Annotated in this window: 13 protein-coding genes; 2 read left to right on the top strand and 11 right to left on the bottom strand. The window is 44.4% G+C overall.

The window, feature by feature from the left end:
* Positions 1-29: 29 nt before the first annotated feature.
* From AC0VX7_RS05420 to AC0VX7_RS05400, 5 genes are all read right to left on the bottom strand, one after another.
* Positions 30-1,175, bottom strand: coding sequence for an acyl-CoA dehydrogenase family protein (locus tag AC0VX7_RS05420; RefSeq protein ID WP_475427018.1), 1,146 nt, complete (start codon positions 1,173-1,175; stop codon positions 30-32).
* Positions 1,176-1,201: 26 nt separating this feature from the next.
* Complete coding sequence (locus AC0VX7_RS05415) at positions 1,202-2,728, bottom strand: class I adenylate-forming enzyme family protein (protein WP_475427017.1); 1,527 nt, start codon at positions 2,726-2,728, stop codon at positions 1,202-1,204.
* 468 nt (positions 2,729-3,196) lie between these two features.
* Positions 3,197-5,245 carry a sigma 54-interacting transcriptional regulator gene (locus AC0VX7_RS05410; protein WP_475427016.1) on the bottom strand — a complete coding sequence of 683 codons (2,049 nt, stop codon included), beginning with the start codon at positions 5,243-5,245 and terminating at the stop codon, positions 3,197-3,199.
* Positions 5,246-5,410: 165 nt separating this feature from the next.
* Complete coding sequence (locus tag AC0VX7_RS05405) at positions 5,411-6,178, bottom strand: 3-hydroxyacyl-CoA dehydrogenase (RefSeq protein ID WP_475427015.1); 768 nt, start codon at positions 6,176-6,178, stop codon at positions 5,411-5,413.
* 377 nt (positions 6,179-6,555) lie between these two features.
* Positions 6,556-7,473, bottom strand: coding sequence for a DMT family transporter (locus AC0VX7_RS05400; RefSeq protein ID WP_475427014.1), 918 nt, complete (start codon positions 7,471-7,473; stop codon positions 6,556-6,558).
* Positions 7,474-7,753: 280 nt separating this feature from the next.
* Between AC0VX7_RS05400 and AC0VX7_RS05395 the strand changes: the two genes are divergently transcribed.
* Positions 7,754-8,629 carry a hypothetical protein gene (locus AC0VX7_RS05395; RefSeq protein ID WP_475427013.1) on the top strand — a complete coding sequence of 292 codons (876 nt, stop codon included), beginning with the start codon at positions 7,754-7,756 and terminating at the stop codon, positions 8,627-8,629.
* Positions 8,630-8,649: 20 nt separating this feature from the next.
* Positions 8,650-10,719 carry an RNA polymerase sigma factor gene (locus AC0VX7_RS05390; RefSeq protein ID WP_475427012.1) on the top strand — a complete coding sequence of 690 codons (2,070 nt, stop codon included), beginning with the start codon at positions 8,650-8,652 and terminating at the stop codon, positions 10,717-10,719.
* A 50-nt stretch (positions 10,720-10,769) separates the two neighbouring features.
* Here AC0VX7_RS05390 and AC0VX7_RS05385 read toward each other — a convergent pair whose 3' ends face one another.
* The 6 genes from AC0VX7_RS05385 to nirB form a co-directional block, all read right to left on the bottom strand.
* The gene (locus tag AC0VX7_RS05385; RefSeq protein WP_475427011.1) at positions 10,770-11,090 is read right to left on the bottom strand and encodes a YciI family protein; all 321 of its coding nucleotides are present in this window, start codon (positions 11,088-11,090) and stop codon (positions 10,770-10,772) included.
* Positions 11,091-11,311: 221 nt separating this feature from the next.
* The gene (locus tag AC0VX7_RS05380) at positions 11,312-11,938 is read right to left on the bottom strand and encodes a precorrin-2 dehydrogenase/sirohydrochlorin ferrochelatase family protein (RefSeq protein WP_475427010.1); all 627 of its coding nucleotides are present in this window, start codon (positions 11,936-11,938) and stop codon (positions 11,312-11,314) included.
* Between the two features lie 181 nt (positions 11,939-12,119).
* Positions 12,120-12,848, bottom strand: a complete 729-nt coding sequence (locus tag AC0VX7_RS05375; protein WP_475427009.1) for a sirohydrochlorin chelatase — start codon at positions 12,846-12,848, stop codon at positions 12,120-12,122.
* Between the two features lie 28 nt (positions 12,849-12,876).
* Entirely contained in the window at positions 12,877-14,337 is a 1,461-nt protein-coding gene (gene cobA, locus AC0VX7_RS05370) for a uroporphyrinogen-III C-methyltransferase (RefSeq protein ID WP_475427008.1), read from the bottom strand.
* A gap of 201 nt (positions 14,338-14,538) precedes the next feature.
* On the bottom strand, positions 14,539-14,859 hold the full coding sequence (locus AC0VX7_RS05365) for a nitrite reductase (NAD(P)H) small subunit (protein ID WP_475428087.1): 321 nt from the start codon (positions 14,857-14,859) through the stop codon (positions 14,539-14,541).
* 15 nt (positions 14,860-14,874) lie between these two features.
* Entirely contained in the window at positions 14,875-17,301 is a 2,427-nt protein-coding gene (gene nirB / locus AC0VX7_RS05360; RefSeq protein WP_475427007.1) for a nitrite reductase large subunit NirB, read from the bottom strand.
* Positions 17,302-17,370: the final 69 nt, after the last annotated feature.

Here is a 17,370-nt window from a genome sequence, read left to right as displayed (position 1 = left end):
ATCTTCCTTTCTGTTAATCAAATCTATGTCTACAATCCCAAGTTTTTAGCAATGATGGTTTTCATGATTTCGTTTGTTCCGGCATAAATGCTGGCAACTGGGATATCACGGAATCTTCTCGCAATCTCGTATTCTTCCATGTATCCATAACCGCCGTGGAGCTGCATGCATTCCCCGGCGATTCTCTTCGCACTGTCTGTCAGCTTCCACTTTGCCATCGATACTTTTGTAACAACATCCTTGCCTTCGATATGCTCGGCAATCAGCTGGTCGAGGAAAGCCCTTCCCATTTCAATTTCTGTCGCCATCTCGACAATCTTGAATTGCGTATTCTGAAACTTGCTGACCGGCTTGCCAAAGGCTTCACGGCTTTTTACATACTCGATTGTCTGCTTCAGCATGACCTCGGACGCTGTCTGTGCGGCAATCGCAACAAGGAGGCGTTCCTGCTGGAGCTTTTCCATTAAGTAAAGGAATCCCTTACCTTCTTCTCCAAGCAAATTCTCTTTAGGTACACGGCAATCTTCGAAGATTAGTTCAGCCGTATCCTGGCAATGCAAGCCCACCTTATTCAGCTTTCTTCCCCGTGAAAATCCGGGTGTATCCCGCTCAACGACAAGCAGGCTGACCCCTTTATGCTTCGGGTTCGCTTTTGGATCGGTTTTGCAGGCTACGACAATCAAATCAGATTGAATTCCATTTGTGATGAATGTTTTTTGGCCATTTAAAATATAGTGGTCGCCATCAAGGATTGCTGTCGTCTGGATATTCGCCAGATCCGACCCGGTCCCTGGCTCTGTCATCGCGATTGCCGTGATGATTTCCCCTGTCGTACATTTTGGCAGCCAGCGTTTTTTCTGCTCCTCTGTCCCGTAAGCCGTGATATAAGGAACCACAATGTCATTATGCAATCCTACGCCAACCAGGCCTGATCCAACCCGCTCGAGCTCTTCGTTGATGACAACGGCAAATCCCCAATCGACCTCGCTGCCGCCATATTCCTCATCAATATCCGGACAAAGATAACCCTGCTCCCCCATCTTCTCCCAGAAGGATCGCGGGATCATCCGCTCTTCCTCCCACTGGTCGTAGAAAGGATATGCTTCCTTCTCTAAAAACTTCCTAAGTGACCTTCGGAAAATTTCATGGTCATCCGTTAAATAAGGGTGTTTCATTTTTGTATCTCCCCTTTTCTCTCAAACTATAAAAGCTTCACTTCATTCAGTTTCTGGCGAAGCTGGTATTTCAGGATTTTACCAGAAGCATTCCTTGGTAAAGCCTCTTCGATAAATATCTTTCTCGGAACCTTGTATCCTGCAAGTTTTTGGCGGCAAAAGCTCTTAAGCTCCTGCTCATCAACTATTGCATCCTGCTTTGGCACGATGACTGCGCAGACGGCTTCACCCCATACTTCATCTGGCAGACCGATGATTGCTGCTTCCAGCACGGCAGGGTGTTCATAGAGAACCTCTTCTACTTCAATTGAATACACATTTTCCCCGCCGGAAATGATCATGTCTTTTTTTCGGTCGACCAGGGTGATATATCCGTTTTCATCGACCGTTGCCAGGTCACCGGTATACAGCCAGCCGTCCTTGATTGTTTTAGCCGTTTCTTCTGGCTTCTTATAGTATTCCTTCATAATGGACTCGCCTTTGATGATGAACTCTCCGACCGCACCAGGCAGGATATCCTTTCCTTCTTCGTCCACCACTCTAGCTTCGGTCAGGAACGCGGCTTTCCCTCCCTTTCCAAGGTGGTGCCTGTGCCCTTCCGGACCGAGCAGAATGCCGCCAGGACCAGCTTCGGTCAGGCCGCAAAGATTGTAAAATTGGTCAGTATTGAAAAGCTCCATGCTCTTACGGACGAGTTCCGGAGCCATTGGTGCAGCGCCGTAGCCGCATCTTTTGATTGAAGTAAGGTCGTAATCAGATGCATTCGGTACCTGCAGCATAAAGTTGTACATCGCCGGAACTCCAAAGAAGTGGGTGATTTTATGTTGTTGGATCGCTTGAAGCGTTGTAACCGGATGAAAATCCCGATGGATGATATGGGTTGCCCCAAGGACGACGCCCGAAACCAGGAATAAATTTAGCTGTGCCGAATGGAACAGCGGAGCGATATGGAGGATTCTTTCTTCCTGGTTGATGCCCATACTGATCATCATCGTCAAGCCGACATTGAACACTCGTTTATGGTCAAACAAGGCCCCCTTTGGCCTGCCAGTCGTCCCGGACGTATACAGGATTTCCAGGTCATCATCATCGCTGACTTCGATTTGCGGATTAGTGACATTATCGGAAAGGACATGATTCAATGAATGATGTCCAACTGCTTTAGGGATTCCAGTCGTGATGACATGCACTGTATTTGTTCCTTCACGTGCTGAAGTAATGATATCTTCGAACTCATCATCGCAAATCACCAACACAGTGCCGGATTGTTCCAGTATGTAATGGACCTCGGATGCTGTCAGGCGGAAATTCACCGGCACGATTACCGCACCGATTTTGGCTCCTGCAAAAAAAGCAAACACAAATTGATCGGAGTTCTTCATCATTAAAGCAATTCTCTCGCCTTTGCTAATTCCCAGGCTGAGCAGTCCATGGGCAAGTTTGTTCACTTCCTCATTAAACTGCTTGTACGTATAGCTCCTTCCATCACATTCGATTGCAAGCTTCTCTGGTGTTTTCCTTGCATTTTGCGCTAAATATGACCCGATATCCATACACAACTTCCCCCTCGGTTAAATTTGAAAACGCATTCATCTTTTTATATGCAATAATTATGCCAATTTTCCGAAAATGATAAATGCAGGAAAACCAGGTACGAATCATTGATGATGTTTATCGAAGTGTCCGGAAATTGGACACCTTGTTTGGACACTTCGATGGCGACTACTCGTTTAAGTTCCGGACAAACAACCTGTTGAGAGGAAATTGGTCATATTTAGTTTTATTTTGTGGAGTCAGCAAATTTATTGATCGATATTCTGATTTTATTGACGATATTCTAATCTTGTTGAGTGCGATCCGCAACATTAATTTTTTTATTGGCGGAGTTCACAAGTTTATTGGCGATATTCTAATTTTATTGGCGAAGTTCACAACTTTATTGGCGATAATTTGATTTTATTGGCGATTTTCAGAATTTATTGGCGAACTGGAAAAAACCACGGTTTTTTTCCAGTTCGAACCTAAACGCTCAGCTGGTATTTCTTTATTTTTTCATAAAGGCCTGATCGGCTAATGCCCAGCAGTCTTGCTGCCTTTGCTTTGTTTCCGTTTGTCTGGGAGAGCGCTTTTCGGATAGCACCAAGCTCGGCATCTTCCGCAAGGCTGATTTGTTCGGTAATCGGGCTGGATAGTTGCGAGATTAGATAATCTGGCAGGTCCTCAGCCTGAATTTTCCCATGCTCGGCAAAGGTCATCGCCCGCTCAAGGACATTCCTCAGTTCTCGTACATTGCCTGGCCACCCGTAGCGTAGGAGTGCGGTCATTGCCTGTGATGAGATACCCGTGATGCTCGTTCCCAGCATCGAGTTCAATTCTTTCATTAAACCAGTGATCAAATACTCGACATCCTGCACGCGATTCCTCAACGGCGGAATATTCAACGATATGACATTCAGGCGGTAGTAAAGGTCCTCCCTGAACTCTCCCTGCTTTACCATCTCTTCCAGATTGCGGTTTGTCGCGGCGATAATACGGACATCGACCTTCACCCGGACATTCCCGCCTACCCTGTAAAACTCTCGCTCCTGCAGGACTCTTAGCAGTTTTGCCTGAAGGGAGAGTGACATATCGCCGATTTCATCGAGGAAAAGCGTCCCGCCATTCGCCAGGTCGAACTTGCCGATTTTACCGCGCTGCTTTGCTCCTGTAAAGGCACCTTCTTCATATCCGAAAAACTCTGATTCGAGCAGGTCCTCTGGGATAGCCGCACAATTGACGACAACAAACTTGCCATCGCTCCTGGCACTGCTGTTATGGATGGCATGCGCGAACAATTCCTTCCCTGTCCCGCTTTCTCCCCTGACCAGTACTGTGGATCTTCCTTTCGCTGCTTTGGCGGCACTTTTCTTTAATTTTTCCATATAAGAATCTTTGCTGAATATATGATCCCACGTAAATCTTGCGGACTCTGATTTCTGCAGCTGCTGATGATAAAAGCTTGCCTTGTTCTCCGCTTTTTGAAGTCTCTTGAACAACTCGCTAACCTCATTCAACTGGCGGAACATCACTTTTCCAATCGCTCCGATTACCTTGCCATCCTTCTTGATTGGAATTCGATGGACAATATATCTTATTCCTTTCATTTCGTGAAAATCGCTGACTTCCGCCATTTCCGAACTAAATACATTGCCAAGCTTCAGTTGCGGAAGTACTTGATCAACTGGTTTATACAAAACTTCTGTTTTTTCCAGGTTGAACAGTTCGAGCAGCGGAGGGCTGACCATTGTGATCATATTCTTGTCGTCGGTCATCAAGATTCCATCATACGCATTCTCGAGCGTCGTCTCGATTGTCAGCTTCAGTTTTTTGACTGTCTCCAGTTCTTCTGCCATTTTTTCAAATTCGGAAATATCCTGGAACAACAGAATTTTTCCTTCTTCATGATTTACAGTTTCATAGGAAGAGATATGAAGAATCGATTTGAATTTTTCATAATGATGAGGCGTATTACCTTCGTTCAGCAAGCCTGGAAAAATTTCATCAAGCGCCCTGGACATTATTGAATCAATAGACCGGCCGCTGATTTTGGCAAAAGCTTCATTTGCATATACTACCTGCATCCCGCCGTCAGTCATGAGTACCCCGATATTGGAGTGCTGCAGGATTGTTTCCAGCTGGTCCTTGAGTGTATTCGCAGATTTCAAGAGAGCGCTCACCATGTCTGTCTTGGTCAGTAAACCGATGACCTTGTTTTGCTCATCCAGCACCACTCCTGTGCCAACCTTGCTCGTTTTTACAATTTGCTCAATTTCCCGGTAAGGGGTATCAATCCGGATTGACCTTGCTTGCTTTTTTATGTATGGCTGGATTGGTGCATCCAGCGGACTGCCATCGAGAACCATCTGATAAAGTCCGCTCCGGGTGAAAACACCCTGCAAATTCTGTTCGGCATCTGTCACCGGCAGCAGATTCCACTTCTTCTTTTTAAAAATTTCAAGCGCGTCTCGCAATGTTGTTTCATCCGTGACCTCGCAGTCGACAGGAGTCACAATATCCTTGAATTCAATCAATCATTTCCCTCCTCTAAACGAGAGATTTCTGAATATTATAACTTCAATTATAAAGCACTGTTAGACAAAGGTACACTTTGGACGTAAAAAAACCTGCTCCCAAATGAGGAGCAGGCTCTGAGTTGCGTAATAGTTTGATCAATTTTCAAGTATTTGTCCAAAAACTTATTTAGGCTGCATGCGGATGGCTCCATCCAGACGGATTGTTTCGCCATTGAGCATTGGATTTGTCAGGATGCTCTCAGCAAGCTGGGCGTATTCCTCGGGATAACCGAGCCGTTGCGGGAACGGCACCATTTTACCAAGCGAGTCCCTGGCTTCTTCAGGCAGCGAGTCGAACATCGGCGTATGGAAAAGTCCTGGTGCAATTGTCATGACACGGATACCATAAGCAGCAAGCTCCCTTGCAATTGGCAGCGTCATGCCGACTACACCGCCCTTTGAGGCACTGTAGGCGGCCTGCCCGATTTGGCCGTCAAATGCGGCAACAGATGCGGTATTAATGATGACACCCCGCTCACCCAGTTCATTAGGCTCGTTCTTAGACAACTGATCAGAAGCAAGCCTGATGACATTGAATGTTCCAATTAGGTTAATGGAAATTACTTTTGAAAACATGTCCAGGGAATGGACACCTTTTCGTGATAACAGTTTGCCCGCTACCCCAATCCCAGCACAGTTAACAACCGTGTTAATTAATCCGAATGATTCAATCGCTTTGTTGATCGCATTCGATACCTCTTCCTCGTTAGTTACATCTGTTTTGATGAAAACGGTCTGTTCCCCAAGCTCTTTTACGAGTGCCTCCCCGCGTTCTACTGACAAATCAAGGATCGCAGCCTTCCCCCCTTGCTCTACAATCCTCCTGACAGTCGCCTCCCCCAACCCAGACGCTCCGCCTGTAACAATCGCTCTTGCTTCACTCATTTTCATTTTGTTTGACCTCCACTTTTATAAAATTATTAGTTTTATATAAAGCAAGAATCGTGCCAGGTCTGTTTAGCATGAAAATCAAGAGTTTATGAGAGAGAAGTGTCCAGTATCAGGACACTTTCATGGATAAATGGACACTTGGAGAGTTCCGTCCAGCCAACCTGTTTCTTGTGGAAATTTTTCACTACAATGAACGCTTTATCTCCGTTGGATTGGTTTTAATCCCAGTTGAATCAAATTTAATCCCCGTTAGTTCGAATTTAATCTCTGTTGAAGCTCATTTATTCCCCGTTGGACCTCAAAATCATTTTAATACCAGTTGTGTTTTTTTTAGCCATAAAAAATGCAGAGCATAAGCCCTGCATCAATATTCAATATTAAGCTGCGTTCCGTTTCATCTTGTTTCTTAGTACCAGTTCCTCAAGCGCTCCTGAGCCGAATATGACACCTGAAACGATGAAAATCAATCCCAGCAGATGAGAAGAAGTAATATGCTCCCCGAGGAAGATGGCTGCGAAAATAATTGACAGGAATGTATTCAAGTTCAGGAATATAGAAGCTTCCGCCGGCCCGGCCTTGCCGATTGCGTAATTGTAGAGCATATGCCCTACTGCTGTGGCAAAAATCGCTGATGCGAAAAACACGCTCCATACCCCAATCGAAGCACTTCCTAAGCTTGTTAATCCACTTGGCTCCTTCCACAGTCCGATGAAAAACATCAGGATTGAACCGAAGATCAGCATATATCCCGTTAACAGACGTGGATCAAGAGTTTTCGCTGCTTTGGAGATGATGATGAAGCTGATCGCCTGTGAAAGAATGGAAAGAAATACATAAAAGTCGCCAATCGACATGCCTGAAACTCCAGCACTACCTGCCATCACAGTCAATGAGACGCCAATCCCTCCGAAGATAAAACCGAGTGTCCGTATGAATGTCAGCCGTTTCCCCAGGAATAAAATCGCCATCAAAGCAGTCAGCAATGGTCCCATACCGAGGATCAGTCCACCGTTAACAGCGGATGTCACTTTTAAACCAATGCCAAGGAATAAATGGTGGCCAGTGACATTCAGGATTGCCCCGCCTAATATATATTTCCACTCCTGCCTGGATGGCAGCCGTACTTTTTTTAAGAAAAATAGAATGATAAACACCGAGACTCCAGCCGTGAAGACGCGGAGCGAGGTGATGGTGATTGGCGGGAAATTCCCTACTATAATTTTTAGAGCCGTTACATTCATTCCCCACAAAAACATGACGCCTGTAAGGATTAAATAGATTCGAAGATTTTTCATGTTGTTTCCTTCTTTCATTTAAACGGTTAAAGCATAACTAACATTTTACTCCTTTTTTATAAAAGGGCAAGTGAGAATAATTCCATTAATTTTCCACCCCAATTAATATGTACCAAAAAGAAGGGTAAATCGTAGCGGGTCTTTACACATCTTTTTAAATAGCCTGGTAGGTTAAAAGAACGGTTTGTTATAAAGTTCTTCAAAAACCGACAAAAAGAGGTTTAAAAACCAGAATGCTATTTCGGAAAGATAGATTACCGCTTTGAAAGGAGGTGAAAGAATGCACTTCCGACAACTGATCATTACTGGCTTTATTGCTGGTGCAGCTTTGTTGGTACCTGACATCGCTTTTGCTGAAAAAGGGTCAAATGCCGGAAAGCCTCAAAAGCCTGTGGCGGCTGAACAAGTTACTCTGCCAGATAATGCTGTGAATGCCAAGAGTTCTGAAAAAACTCCAGCAGAACCTGCTGTCAAAAACACTTCGGTGCAGAAGCCTGTCGTTCAAAAACCAGCTCAGGCAAACCCCAAAGAGAAGCCTGCTGATGCAGTGAAATCAAATGGGAAGGCTCCATCACTCAAGAAAAATGAGAAAACCGGCCTGCCGCAAAAGGCTAAGGCATTGATCAACGAGAAGTCAAAACAGGCAAAACATAAAACAAAGCACAGCGATAAACCTAGCAATAAAGATGCTTTAAAATCCATACATAATAAGGGTAATTACGTAAAAGAAACAAAGCGTAGATCACCTGGGTTAAAGGAAAAGGTTGAGCCATCCATGGAGTCAGCAGTGACACCGTCATTTGTTACAGCAAAGACGGCAAGCAAAAAATTCCCTCCAGTGAAAAAAGATGAAAAGGATTCATCTAAAAACGAGAGGTATCCTAAAGGTGACAACATGCCTAATCCTCCTTCACGCACGAAGGCTTCAGGGGGGCCGTCAAGTGACAGGACAAGTTATGGAAACACGAGCACCTTCATTAACGATAAATGGTTTGTTTGGGAAGCATCATTTAATTTAAATCTCCTACAGCCTTATACATCGAGAGTTGCTGTTTTTCAAAGCCAGTGGGTCAATGCCCCGCCATCACCGCCACCGCCCAAAGCTCCTGCTTTTTTACCGTATACCGACGCAATAGCCACGGATAACGTTAATTAAAAAGGGAGCGAATTATTAAAATGAATAACTATATTAATGGAACAAAAGTTGTGAAGTCTTTTATGTTAGCTGGAGTATTGTCAATCGGGGTACTGACTGGAGGACAATTCACTCAAGCTGCAGGACCAGAAAAAGTTAAGGTTGAACAATCTCACGCAGTGAAACCAGCAAAGGCTCAAACTGCTAAAAAAGCTGACGTAAAAGCAAAACCGGCTGTTCCAGCAAAGCCTGCTGCCAAGCCTCAAGTAAAGGCACCAAAAGCGGAAGCTAAGGAAAAAGCAGCGAAATCACAGGCTAGCACCCATGCAAGTGAAACGGCTAAAAAGCACGCAGCACCAAACGCAGCCGTTCACTCATCTGTTCAGCAAGCACCTGCTGAGGAAGTTCCAACTGAAGAAGTTGTTACTCAGGAGCCAGTTGTTGAAGAGGTTATTGAAGCAGAGCCAGTTGTAACTGATGACACTGAGAAAGATACTGAATCAGCAGAAACTGTTGAGCTTGAAGAAAATACAGCAACAAAACAAGAAGATGAAGAAGAAGCTGAGCTTGACGCTGACACTGAAATGAAAAAGGAAGATGAAGAAGAGGAAGAATCTGATGAGGATTCTGAAGACATCGACCTTGATGCAGATGCAACTGTAAAAACTGAAGAAGATGAAGAAAATGACTCTGATTCTGAAGACATCGATCTTGATACAGATGCAACAGTGAAAACTGAAGAAGAAGATGAAGAAGAAGATACAGAAGAGGACGACACTGAAGAAACAGTGAACACTTCTGCTGTTAACAAAGCTAATTCAAAAGCTTTCAACGCAAGTGAAACGGCTAAAGTGAATGCTAATGAAAATTCTGCTGTTGCTTTGTCTGTTGAAGCTACTGAAGAGGAAGTAACTGAAGAGGACGCTACTGAAGAAGACGTTACTGAAGAAGACGTTACTGAAGAAGATGTGACTGAAGAAGACGTTACTGAAGAAGATGTGACTGAAGAAGACGTTACTGAAGAAGATGTGACTGAAGAAGACGTTACTGAAGAAGATGTGACTGAAGAAGACGTTACTGAAGAAGACGTTACTGAAGAAGCAAAAGTATCTCCTTCTATTGCGAACAAAATGAACTCTAAGGCTTTCAACGCTAGCGATGTTGCTAAAGAGAAAGCTAACGAAAATTCAGCTGTTGCTTTGTCTGTTGAAGTAACTGAAGAGGAAGCTACTGAAGAGGAAGCTACTGAAGAAGAAGCTACTGAAGAAGAAGCTACTGAAGAAGAAGCTACTGAAGAAGAAGCTACTGAAGAAGAAGCTACTGAAGAAGAAGCTACTGAAGAAGAAGCTACTGAAGAAGAAGCTACTGAAGAAGAAGCTACTGAAGAAGAAGCTACTGAAGAAGAAGCTACTGAAGAAGAAGCTACTGAAGAAGAAGCTACTGAAGAAGAAGCTACTGAAGAAGAAGCTACTGAAGAAGAAGCTACTGAAGAAGAAGCTACTGAAGAAGAAGCTACTGAAGAAGAAGCAAAAGTATCTCCTTCTATTGCGGACAAAATGAAATCTAAAGCTTTCAATGCAAGTGATGTCGCTAAGGAAAAAGCTAGCAAAAACTCAGCTGTTGCTTTGTCTGTTGAAGTAACTGAAGAAGTTGCTGCTGACGAAACTGCTACTGAAGAAGTAACTGAGGAAGTTGTAACTGACGAAACTGCTTCTGAAGAAGTGACTGAGGAAGTTGTTGCTGATGAAACCGCTACTGAAGAAGTGACTGAGGAAGTTGTTGCTGACGAAACTGCTTCTAAAGAAGTGACTGAAGATGTTGTTGCTGATGAAACTGCTTCTGAAGAAGTGACTGAGGAAGTTGTTGCTGACGAAACTGCTTCTGAAGAAGTGACTGAGGAAGTTGCTGCTGATGATACTGCTGTTGAAGAAGAAACAGTAAACCCTTCTGCTGACAATAAAGCTGCGTCTAAAGCAAGCTTATATGCAAGTGAAGTCGCTAAGAAGTTTGCTGCTATTATTTCTGCAGTACTTGCTGTTTTTGAAAAGTCAACTGATGAGAAGGCTGAAACTGTGACTGAGGAAGTCATTGTTGAGGTTGAAACTAAATAATTGTACAACAAGAGAGAGACTTCCAGCTTAGCTGGAAGTCTTTTTTTCTATTAGTGGACCAGATTCCCCTTCGTTTGCGTGTTGTCCAAAAGCCAGTTATTTTCCTCATTGGCGACGATCAATTCGTTGATGTCATATGTATTGTAATATTTTTCTTTGATGAATGGATCTTTTTCCACTAATCTGATTGCTTCATCGATCCCATCGCAGTTGAGGATGATCATGGCTTGCTCGTTATTTTTAAGAGGACCGGCAATTACCATCTGTCCCGCCTGATTCAACTGCCTAAGATGTTCAATATGCCTTGCCAGCAAGCTGGAATCCAGTTTGCCATTTCGTTTCCCTTTCAGGAACACAACAAATTTATTCATAAAAAAGACTCCTATCCTGAAAAATCCATTCAGTTTATTATACCATTTCCAATAAATCCCTTCATCTAAGCAGCATTTCGTTCGTTGTTAAAACTGAACATAAATGGTATAAGATCAATATAAATACCCACGACTTAGGTAATCAGCAACTAACATACCTTATTCTGAAGCTGGACATTTGAACAAAAAAAAGGAAGAAAGTATTTGTGCGCATCCGCACTTTACCTTCCCTCCTCACTTATCGCTTCTTCAAGCAGCCTGGCAAACCTTCCTTCCCGAAAGGGGTCCTTTACGAAACTCTCGTCTGCTATTGTTCTCAGAAGCTTCCTTTTTACTGTTTCATCTTTGACAGCCAATTTGATTTCTTTACGGCTGGATGCCAGGAAATCTAGATATCTCTCATATTGTTCATCAAACAACTGCTCCAGCTGGGTGCAAATCTTTTTAGCCAGTACCGGGCTCGCTCCAGATGTCGAGACGGCAACCGTCAATTTGCCTCTTTTCATCACGGATGGAACCTGGAAGTCTGATTCTTCCGGATCATCCGCTAGATTAACCAATTGATAGGGGGCAGCATCCCTTTTAACTGCCAGATTCGTCTCTCGGTCATTAGTGGCGGCAACGATGAGCAAAGCTCCTTCAAGATCTTCTCTCGCATATGGCTCAGACCGCCAGAAAATCTTGCCTGTTTCGGATAGCCGCAGCAATTCGCTTGTTAATTCCGGACTCACTACCTTCACTTTCGCTCCAGCATCCAGCAAGCCATAGACTTTACGTTGAGCGACTTTGCCCCCGCCAATCACTACGACATTCCGATCCCGTATCCGTACATTTATATGGTATAACATGCTTCCACTCTCCATTTATTGGCGATGTTGACTGCGAATTATATTTTATTGGCTGAGTTCACATTTTTATTGGCGAAAATAAAAATTTATTGACGAAGTTCACAACTTTATTGGCGAAAATATTATTTTATTGGCGGAGTTCACAACTTTATTGGCGATATTCACAATTTTATTAGTGAAGTCACCTTGCTTTTGCTTCATCAACTCTTTGCAGAAGCAGCTCGCCAAGACGGTCATCGAAGCCGACTGGTTCGCACAGGACAATCTCTTTCTCCGGGTATTGAATCATTATATCTTTAACAGTTTCCTCCATTTTAGCAGTAAAACCGCCCGTATACAGGAGAAATGGCAATATGTAAATCTTTGAGGGCGAGTCGCTTGCCTGTAACTTTTCTCCATAGAATGGCTGTGTTGTAATATAGGCCGCATCAACTTTGGATTGAACATCCTCCCGAACCCGCACTGCCAGCTTCTCAAATTCCTCCGCTGCCAGGGGATCTCTGCTGCCATGCCCGACGAGCAGGATGGTCTCTGAATTCATACCTGAAAAGCCTTTTTCCTTCAGACGGTCCAGGACGATTTCCAGTATCGTTTCATTCACACCAATCGGCTGGCCATAGAATATCTCTATTTCCGGGTACTTCTGTCTGACCCTTTCCAGCTCTGCTGGTATATCCACGTTTGCATGGATACCCGGAAGCAGCAATACTGGAACGACGGTTACTGATGACGTTCCCTTTAAAATGCATGCTTCAACCGCTTCAAAGATGGTTGGCCGGGCATTTTCAAGAAACCCATAGGAAGCCTTTGTACTCTTCCCTGTTGAAATCACCTTCTCGATGAATGATACAAACACCTTGTTTCCTTGCTCACTTCTGCTTCCATGGCTGATGAAGACAGTCGCTTCCATCTCTTTCTCTCCTTTAAAAACAAATCTTTTATACGAATGTCAATTCAGATTCTTTTCTGGCCAAACAATCGATCACAGCGGTTTTATCGGGTGCTTCTAAAATCTCATTCGGACATATACCGTATTCCACTGCAGTTTCCGCTGTCCTAACTCCCATACAAACAACCTTGGATGTTTTCAGGAGCTGCTGCGGAATGATTTCCTTAAGGATTCCTTCTCCAATAATTGTCTTTACAGAGCTGCTGCTTGGCAAAACAATTGTATTAACAGAAGCTTCCTCAAGAACCCTTTTAAAAATCGGTGTGAATTGTTCGTCGATGACCTTTCTGGACGTTATGAACATTTCAGCATGTGGATAATCCTGTGAAAAATCGCTGTCACCTATAATTAACAGCTTGCCAGTCAGCGGCATTTCTCCTTCCAATTCTGCAGCAAATCCCTTTTCATTTAATGCCTTTACCGACCTTGAAGAACAGCCGTAAAAGTTTGCTTTCACCTTTCTGATGTCGGTCCCTTCAGTAAATATGATCTCAAAGAATTCCCTGACACCTTCAGGAGATGTAAAAAGAATCTGTTCATATTCTGAAATTCTATTAACCAGCGCCTGGTCTACAGGCACGGAAACCTTTTTCCATTTTGGGAATTCAATCACGTCTGCTCCCTGATCCATCAATTCCTTCGCCAGTTCACTCTCATCAGTTCCTGTTCGGGCAAGTAATATTTGTTTACCAAACAGTGGTTTCTTTTCAAACCAGTTCAACTTCTTCCGAAGTGAAACGATATCTCCTACAAGGGTGATGGCAGGATTGGTAAAATTCACTTCCTTCGCCTTTGCGGCAATATTGGACAGAGTTCCTTCCAAAGTCTGCTGCCTGGAGAAGGTTCCCCATTGGATGAGGATCACCGGTGTGTCCGCCGGTTTTCCATGTTTGATTAAATTTTCACTGATATAAGGAAGATTTGAAATCCCCATGTAAAAGGCAATTGTGTCAATGCCGGTGGCAAGCCCTTTCCAATCCAGTTTTGGCTGTCCATTTTCAGATTTATCATGGGCAGTCACAACCGCGAAAGATTCGCCAAATTCGCGGTGAGTGACGGGAATTCCTGCATATAGTGGGGCAGATATTCCCGAAGTGATTCCCGGTACAATGTCAAAAGAAAGGCCATTTTCGGCCAGCGCTGCAGCTTCTTCGCCTACACGCCCAAACACACCAGGATCGCCGCCCTTGAGACGGACAACGATTTTTCCTTCAAGCACTTTTTCAACCAAAAGGTCGTTGATCATTTCCTGGCGAAGGACGTGCCGGTCCGGAAGCTTGCCGCAGTAGATCAGCTCGCAGTCTGAAGGAGCATAATCCAGCAGTTTAGGATTGGCAAGCCTGTCATAAAGTATGACTTGCGCCTTTTTAATAGCTTCCATCCCCTTAACTGTTATCAGCTGTACGTCTCCAGGCCCGGCTCCGACTAAAAATGCTCTTCCTTTTTCCATTGTGTTCCCGCCCTTTCAATGCTGAATAAAGTATAATCTTTTCACAATTGAATTAGTGTCCAGCTCCAGCGCCTAGCCCCTCGAGTCGCTTCAGTCCGCCCAATGAAGTCAAAGAACGACTTCACCGGTCGGCCCTCCAGCGCTTGTCGGTTCTGACCAAGGCGCTTCCGCCTTTCATTGAGGGAGGTTCCCCCTCTTAAGTCATATTGTTATATACACTTCATTTTCGATTACTTCAACATGATACGTTTTTACTTCTCCTGTATCTGGTGCCTGTACTTTCCCGTCTTCCAGCGATATCTTCAGGTCGTAGACTGGACAGTAGATAAACTTCCCGCTTACGAGCGCATCGGTAAGGGTCCCGCCTTTTCTGTGGGGACTGCGATTTTCAACCGCTTTGACATCTCCATTGGATATCCGGAACAAGACGATGTTCTCGCCATTTACTGTAATTGCCTGCCCTGCCCCAGCAGGCAGGGAATCATAATCAGCCACTTTGATTCTCACTTTTGTCATTTGCATCTTCATCCATCCTCCCTATTTGACTGTTACGCTGCGGACTTGATAGTATTTTTCTTTAATTTCGTTATCAGAGATTGCTTCCTGCCATGGCTCGTTATACCGTTCCAAAGTCTTATCCAGTCTTTCGTTCAACTGCTTTCTCATATTCTCATCGGCGAGGACTTCTTTGATATGATCAAGTCCCATCCTTTCAAGCCAAGGTGCTGTCCTTTCAAGATATGCAGCTGTTTCACGGTAGTATTGGAGGTATGCTCCTGTTATTTCCATTGCCTCTTTTTTGGTTTTAACGGTATCAAGCAGGTCGGCAGCCCTCAGGTCAGTTCCGCCATTCCCGCCGATATAGATTTCCCAGCCGCCATCGACTCCGACAAAGCCAATATCCTTGATTCCGGACTCCGCACAGTTCCTTGGGCAAGCAGAAACTCCCATCTTCACCTTATGTGGTGTATCGAGTCTCTCAAACTTTTTCTCGAGCTCGATTCCAAGTCCCATTGAATCCTGTGTGCCAAAACGGCAGAACTTTTCACCAACGCAGGTTTTTACAGTACGTAGTGTCTTCCCGTACGCATATCCAGAAGGCATCCCCAGCTCTTCCCACATTGCAGGAAGATCCTCTTTGTTGACACCGAACAAGCCAATCCTTTGTCCGCCAGTCAGCTTAACAAGTGGAACTTCATACTTCTCGGCAACTTCAGCAATTTTCTTCAAATCTGCAGCAGTCGTCACGCCGCCATACATTCTTGGAACAACAGAATATGTTCCATCCTTCTGGATATTGGCATGCATTTTCTCGTTGACCAGCCTTGAATCACGTTCATCTATATAGCCGTCATAATGGACCATACCAAGGTAATAGTTGATCGCCGGACGGCATTTTGAACATCCTTCCTCCTGGGACCAGCCGAGAACATTCATGACTTCCCTGACATTCGTCAGGCCTTTTGCCCTGATTTCAGCCACAATTTCGTCTTTGCTTAAAGTTGTACAGCCGCAGATCCCTGCTTTTTTCGTAGAAGTATCATACTGGTCGCCAAGCGTATATGCGAGGATATCGGATATAAGCGATTTACATCTTCCGCAAGAACGGCCGGCATTTGTGCAGCCACCCACTTCATCAACAGTGGTCAACTCATTAGTACGAATCGCGTCCACTATCGTTCCTTTTGTGACACCATTGCAGCCGCAAACAAGCTCGTCATCGGCCATCGCCGCTACATCGCCTGCTTCTCCACCGCCGCCGCAGCATCCGCTTGCTTCTAAAATCGATACGCTGGTCATACCGCTGATGTCTTCTCTTTTCGTCAGCATCCTGAACAGGCGGTTGCTGTCCTTGGTGTCACCATAAAGCACAATCCCGGCAATTCGGTTGTCACGAATGACTATTTTTTTATAGATTCCGTCAAACTCATTGTGGACTTTGATCGATTTTGTTCCTTCGTCATCACCGATTTCACCTGCAGAGAACAAGTCACAGCCTGAAACCTTCAACTGGGTGCCGCAAATCGTTCCTTCATAAGGATTCGTTGGGATACCGGCCAGGTTCGCTGCAAGAACTTTTCCCTGTTCATACAGCGGTGCGACAAGGCCATAGACGATTTCTCTATGTTCAGCACATTCCCCAACGGCATAAATATTCTGGACATCTGTCTCCATGTAATCATTGACGACAATCCCTCTGTTGACAAAAATGCCGCTATCTTTGGCCAGTTGGACATTTGGGCGGATGCCGACAGCCATGACAACAAGGTCTGCCTGGATTTCGGAGCCATCAGAGAATCTAAGTCCGGTTACTCTCTCGCCTCCTAAAATTTCCGCGGTCTGTTTTTCAAGCAAGAAATTCATGCCTTGGTTTTCCAGCTCTTTTCTCAGCATGTCAGAAGCTGTTTCATCAAGCTGCCTTTCCATCAGGTGCGGCATTAAATGGACAACATCGACTTCCATGCCCAAATTCAGCAATCCTCTTGCTGCTTCGAGACCTAAAAGGCCACCTCCGATTACAGCTGCCTTTTTAAACTGCCTGGAATCTTTGATCATCATTTCACAATCATGGATATCACGAAACCCGACTACTCCCTTTTTATCAGAGCCAGGCACCGGGAGGATAAATGAGCTCGATCCTGTCGCGATAATCAGTTCATCATAATCTACCTTACGCCCATTATCTGAAATGACTTGTTTGTTTTGCTTGTCAATCTCTACAACTGCTTCACCTGAGTAAAGCTTAATTCCATTACTCTTGTACCATTCCCAATCATTCATGATGATGTCTTCGATTGACTTATCTCCCTGCAGGACAGTGGACAACATAATTCTATTGTAGTTAGGATGTGGCTCATTCCCAAAAATAGTGATTTCATATCGATCTGGCTGAAGTTTAAGCAATTCTTCGATTGTCCTTACTCCTGCCATTCCGTTTCCTATCATGACCAATTTCTTTTTCATCTCGTTTGTCCTCCTATTGTTAGAACTTCAGATACGGAGTTTTCATTAATGATATTTCCTCTATGTTTA

The sequence above is a fragment of the Mesobacillus sp. QJM3NY_10 genome (assembly GCF_056173465.1).
Note: the sequence above shows the minus strand (reverse complement) of the source record. Positions and strands in the feature narration are given on the sequence as shown.

Excerpts from the sequence above, each read along its gene's own strand:
- AC0VX7_RS05400 (WP_475427014.1), bottom strand. The coding sequence starts at position 7,473 with ATGAAAAATCTTCGAATCTATTTAATCCTTACAGGCGTCATGTTTTTG.
- AC0VX7_RS05405 (WP_475427015.1), bottom strand. The coding sequence starts at position 6,178 with ATGAAAATGAGTGAAGCAAGAGCGATTGTTACAGGCGGAGCGTCTGGG.
- AC0VX7_RS05365 (WP_475428087.1), bottom strand. The coding sequence starts at position 14,859 with ATGCAAATGACAAAAGTGAGAATCAAAGTGGCTGATTATGATTCCCTG.
- AC0VX7_RS05380 (WP_475427010.1), bottom strand. The coding sequence starts at position 11,938 with ATGTTATACCATATAAATGTACGGATACGGGATCGGAATGTCGTAGTG.
- AC0VX7_RS05420 (WP_475427018.1), bottom strand. The coding sequence starts at position 1,175 with ATGAAACACCCTTATTTAACGGATGACCATGAAATTTTCCGAAGGTCA.
- nirB (WP_475427007.1), bottom strand. The coding sequence starts at position 17,301 with ATGAAAAAGAAATTGGTCATGATAGGAAACGGAATGGCAGGAGTAAGG.
- AC0VX7_RS05385 (WP_475427011.1), bottom strand. The coding sequence starts at position 11,090 with ATGAATAAATTTGTTGTGTTCCTGAAAGGGAAACGAAATGGCAAACTG.
- AC0VX7_RS05375 (WP_475427009.1), bottom strand. The coding sequence starts at position 12,848 with ATGGAAGCGACTGTCTTCATCAGCCATGGAAGCAGAAGTGAGCAAGGA.
- AC0VX7_RS05390 (WP_475427012.1), top strand. The coding sequence starts at position 8,650 with ATGAATAACTATATTAATGGAACAAAAGTTGTGAAGTCTTTTATGTTA.
- AC0VX7_RS05415 (WP_475427017.1), bottom strand. The coding sequence starts at position 2,728 with ATGGATATCGGGTCATATTTAGCGCAAAATGCAAGGAAAACACCAGAG.
- AC0VX7_RS05395 (WP_475427013.1), top strand. The coding sequence starts at position 7,754 with ATGCACTTCCGACAACTGATCATTACTGGCTTTATTGCTGGTGCAGCT.
- cobA (WP_475427008.1), bottom strand. The coding sequence starts at position 14,337 with ATGGAAAAAGGAAGAGCATTTTTAGTCGGAGCCGGGCCTGGAGACGTA.